The sequence below is a fragment of the Paraburkholderia podalyriae genome, from assembly GCF_014397785.1.
Lineage (GTDB): Bacteria > Pseudomonadota > Gammaproteobacteria > Burkholderiales > Burkholderiaceae > Paraburkholderia > Paraburkholderia podalyriae.
Map to the genome: position 1 here is coordinate 1 of NZ_VZQQ01000148.1, position 4665 is coordinate 4665.

At 62.4% G+C, this 4665-nt stretch carries 4 protein-coding genes and 1 pseudogene; all 5 read left to right on the forward strand.

The annotated features are described in order from the left end of the window. Positions 1–203 precede the first annotated feature (203 nt). Positions 204–941: a DUF7686 domain-containing protein gene (locus F6X42_RS41660; protein WP_246530540.1), complete on the forward strand. Its 738-nt coding sequence runs from the start codon at positions 204–206 to the stop codon at positions 939–941. Positions 942–1029: 88 nt separating this feature from the next. Further along, positions 1030–1458, forward strand: a complete 429-nt coding sequence (locus tag F6X42_RS41665; RefSeq protein WP_187639589.1) for a UPF0158 family protein — start codon at positions 1030–1032, stop codon at positions 1456–1458. 163 nt (positions 1459–1621) lie between these two features. Further along, positions 1622–3099: pseudogene (locus tag F6X42_RS41670) on the forward strand (UvrD-helicase domain-containing protein). Between the two features lie 87 nt (positions 3100–3186). Then, positions 3187–3681 carry an Xre family toxin-antitoxin system antitoxin gene (locus F6X42_RS41675; RefSeq protein ID WP_018420329.1) on the forward strand — a complete coding sequence of 165 codons (495 nt, stop codon included), beginning with the start codon at positions 3187–3189 and terminating at the stop codon, positions 3679–3681. Further along, positions 3678–4160: an RES family NAD+ phosphorylase gene (locus F6X42_RS41680; RefSeq protein WP_187639590.1), complete on the forward strand. Its 483-nt coding sequence runs from the start codon at positions 3678–3680 to the stop codon at positions 4158–4160. The genes F6X42_RS41675 and F6X42_RS41680 overlap by 4 nt, the downstream gene beginning before the upstream one ends. The last annotated feature ends 505 nt before the right edge of the window (positions 4161–4665 follow it).

Below are 4665 nucleotides of genomic sequence, written 5' to 3' on the forward strand. Positions count from 1 at the left end.
AATGATCGCGATTTGCTTCGTATTCCTATGTATGTGGCATCGGTGCGGTGCCGGCTAACGAGCTTCGGGCATATCAGCCCTGTAACGCCTCCGCACGGAAGCCACTGTGCAGTGCGACCTCATCGAACGCGTCGATCATGGATGGCGTCACCGTCCGGGTCCCGCGGCGCAAGACGCCCGGCGCCAGTTAGGAGCAGTTCGCAGTGTCTGTCAAAATAGCGGCATCCGACCGCCAGTTGCTGCGCACCCAAATGCGTCTTCGCGGGGCCGCATGTTGCCGTGAACGGGCGATCAACCGTGTCAAGAACGGCACCGGCAACCAACATCCTGGCGATCGCAGGAAGAACCAATACAGCAGGCACGACATGGCACATGAGCGATGCGAACAATGCGGCAACCCGACGCCGCCCTGGGACGCCATCCACTGCGGCTCCGGCGAAGGCAGCTATGAGTTGCTCTGCACTTCGTGCTTCAACGCCAGGATAGCCGAGTCCACCGGATTCACCGATTTCGAGAATGTCCGGCTTGACCCCATCCGGATGATTGACTGCGAGGGGGAGGCCCACCAGTTCCATTTCCAGCTCCGGCTCCTGGGCGACCGGATTGCACTGGATGCCTTTGAGCTTCGCGGAGAACTTCGCACCGGTTATCGGTTCCAGCTGATCGGCGAAGCTGACGACGATGTGTTCGTGCTGCTCGGACGCCTGGTCGAAAGGATGCGACGCGCGCTATCGGTCAGGCACATCGATTTCCGGGAGCGCCGGATCATTGATAGCACGGTGCGCGGACGGATCGAATGGGATGAGTCGCAGGCGGGGTACCTGCCACTCGCGGTGGTCGACGGCAAGGAGGTCTCGTGGGACGATCTTGGGCAAATGCTCATGAGCATGGAAGGATGGCAATTCCGGCTCGATATCGCTGACCCGAGCGAAGAGCTTTAGGTCGCGTCGCCGACGCGGCGATACGGACGGCATATCCGGCCCTGAGCCGGCATGTCACGTGGCACGTTCAACCTATGTGAGCAGAGCCATGATCGCAGTCAGACTCGACGATCTTTCTTTGGCTTTCGATTTCGTCAGCTACGCGGCGCCAATGGAGCATAACGCGTATGTCTCGCTCGATACGGGCAAGATCTGGTGGACTTCCGATTCCAGTGACGCGTTCGACGAGGAGGTCCCTGACGACCTTGAAACTTCAGATCGCTACCTTGCCATACCGCATAAGAACGAGCTTGATCTGGGAAGACGTCTCGCCTTGCGCTTTGTCACACAGGAGTTGCCCGCGCATTACGAGCAGGTCGAAGCATTTTTCCGACGGCAAGGGGCCTATGCGCGTTTCAAGGATTTGCTGGAGCATGAAGGCGTTCTGGAGCGCTGGTATTCGTTTGAAGCTGATGCTGTCGAAAGCGCGCTGACGCAATGGTGTGCCGAAAACGGGCTTGAGCTTGTTCAGACGTGACGGGTGCTGTCAGCTTTCACCGTGCCAGCCCGCCATCCCCTTTTTATCAAAGCGAAGGTTCTGGTGACGCGACCCCCGCTGGTTTGCCCGACCGGCTGCAGGCCATGCGAAAATCGCCGACCCCATATCGCCAGGAGCGGGCGCACATGACGTCTGGAATCGCGTGAAAAGGAGCTTTATTCCAACGAAAGAGCAGCAAGCCGTGGTCGAGGCGGCGCTTCGAGTCGGGGATCTGAAGATCAAGGCATTTGCCGGCGCGGGCAAAACCTCCACGCTCCAGCTCGTGGCGGGGCACTTCGGCCATCGGCGCGGCATGTACCTCGCGTTCAACCGGGAAATCGCGGCGAATGCAGCCCGGCGTTTCCCGTCTCACGTTGGCTCGAGGACGATGCATTCGCTGGCGTGGGCCTCCGTCAGCCTGTCGCTCCGAAATCGTATGAGCCTTCAGGGCGAGCCACCGCACGAACTGGCCGTTACGGGCTGGGCCCGCTGGAAGTGCGGACAGTAACGGGCACGGCCGTCGAAATCGCTCCATTCGAGATCGGGCGGATGATTGCCGATGGGCGGGACAGGTTCTGCCGGTCCGCTGACATCCAGCCGGCAGCGCAGCATATTGTTGTCGACGAAAAGATCGACGAAATGTTGGCCGCGCAACTGCGCACCTACCTGCTGCCCTATGTCCGGCGTCTGTGGGAAGAGAGCAGGGCTGCCCACGCGGGGAGCGCCATTTCGCCTGACGTGCTTCTGAAGCTATGGGCGCTTTCGGAGCCACGCATCGAGACCGATTTCATCCTCTTCGACGAAGCGCAGGACAGTGACGGTGTGATGCTGTCGGTCCTTGGCCGGCGGCGCCACGCGCAGATTATCTACGTGGGCGATCCTTACCAGCAGATTTACGAGTGGCGGGGCGCAATCAATGCGATGGCGCAGATCGACGCACCCGAATGCGCGCTCACGGAGTCGTTCCGCTTTGGCGCAAAGTTCGCGGCGCTCGCCAGTCGCCTGCTCGCACTTCTCGGTGAGCTCACGCCCCTCCGGGGACAGGAAACCATCGGCTCGATCCTGGTGGACGATCCCGCGCTTGCGCCGCCGGTCGACGCAATCCTGTGCCGGAAGAATGTCACGGCGATCTGGCAGTTCGCCGCAGGACTCGAGGCGGGACATCGACCTGCGATCCGCATGAGTCCGGCCGAGATTCTCGCTTACGCTGACGGCGCGGACCGCTTGCTTGCCGGCCAGCGGGCATTCCGCCCGGCGGCGTTTTCGCTGTTCGAGACATGGAGCGATGCGCAGGCGTTTGCGCGCAGTGCCTTTGGCCAGGACCTGCTGCCGGTTGTGCGCATCGTCGACGAGCTCGGTACGGGCTATCTGCGGGCGCTGGCACAGCGCTCGGCGGCGGAAGGCGACGCCGACTATGTGATTTCGACCGTGCACCGTGCCAAGGGCCTCGAATGGAAGCGGGTCAAGGTGGCCAACGATTTCCGCCTGCGCGGTGCCGATGGCAGCCCGATGCCGGACGACGATGAGCTCCGCCTCCTCTATGTGGCCGTGACCCGGGCGCAGCATGTCCTCGATATCTCGGAGTTGCGCGACGAGCTGCGGCGGCTTTTCACTCTCCGGCGCCAGGACCGGCCGGCGTAGCAGGTTACCAAATGGGGAAATCTTGATTCCCGTTTGAGAGTAATCTAGAATGAGAATAACGATGTTCTCATCTGGGAGGCTCACATCATGGCCGTGCATCATCCGTCAGGCCGTCACCCGGCCGCAGCGCATACCGGCAAGGCATTGGCCGGCTCTGGCCGGTCCGGCGCCCACCCTGACGATATCGAAACGTTCCTCGTCGAGTTCGACCCGCTCGAGCAGCGCCGGCAGATCCGCGAAGGCATGGAAGCGGCGATCATCGAACGCGTTGCGAAAGACCTGCTGCACGTGCCCGTGCAGACGCTGCTGGCGAACCTGAATCTGCCGAGTTCGACGATCCTGCGCAAGATGGCGCGCGAGGAGCGCCTGTCGCCAGCCGAGTCGGATCGCGTCGCGCGCGTGCTCTATGTGCGCCAGCTTGCTGTCGAGGTGTTCGAGGATCCGGCGCTGGCCACCGAATGGATGCAGCGATCGAACGCGGAGCTGGGTGGGCTCAGCCCGCTCGAAGTACTCGACTCACAGCCGGGGTACGATCGCGTGCGTGAAATTCTGCTACGCGTCATCCACGGCGTGTCCGCATGAGGCTTTACCGTCTGGCGAAGGAACGGCGCGGGTATTACCGCGCCGATGATCTGAGCGGCAACGGTGCGGCGATCGCCGGAGGCCGCTGGAACCCGCGTGGCATGCGGGTACTGTACACGTGCTGCCACGCGTCGACAGCGCTGCTGGAGGCGCTGGTGCACATGGCGGGCTTGCTGCCGGCCGGGGGATATTTCCTGGTGACGCTGGAGGTGCCAGACGCCGTCGACGCCGCCGCGTTCGTCCCGGATGTGCCAGAAGGTTGGGCAGACCTGACGCGCGATCCCGCGGCGACAAGGACGCTTGGGCGGCAATGGCTCGAAGCGGGCGAGCAGCTGGCGATGCGGGTACCGTCGGTCGTCTGTCCGAGTGATTTCAATCTGCTGCTGAACCCGATGCATCCGGAGATGGCAAGCGTCAGGGTCATCAGCAGCGAGCCCTTTACGCTGGATCCGCGGCTGTATGGTCAGGTGAGGCGATGAGCCCGATGTCGATCTCGCCAGCGCAAGGACGAGGCGTCCGGGAGCAAACGTCATAAACTGAAAGCTATAGTGGTCTGCGTTCGTGGGCAGGAGCGCCCCCGGGGGTGTGCCGCTGGCTTCGTGGTGGCGAGCCGCGCAAGTTTCCTGCGGGGAAATCCGCCGGCGCGGGAAGTGGCCCTGTTGCGCCGTTTGCGTCCGGCGTATCCCGGACGGACTTGTGCGGCCCCGCTGCTCACTGTCGGAATCGTTGATACCGGGTGCCTGTAGACAGCTTGACCCAAATGGCGAATCGACCAGGACGACCCACTGATCGGAGGAACGTACTCGGCACGCTTTCGCGCGGGGACCGGCGAACGTTGGCCGTTCACGGCTCTGGAAAACGAATCGTTCATCCGCGAAGGCGAACGCTTTTCAAAGGAGCGACGGTTGCCAGAATCTCTCCGTCCTGACCGAGAATTTGACCTGCGACAAATCCGGCATTCCCGGCCACACTCATGATGTAGTC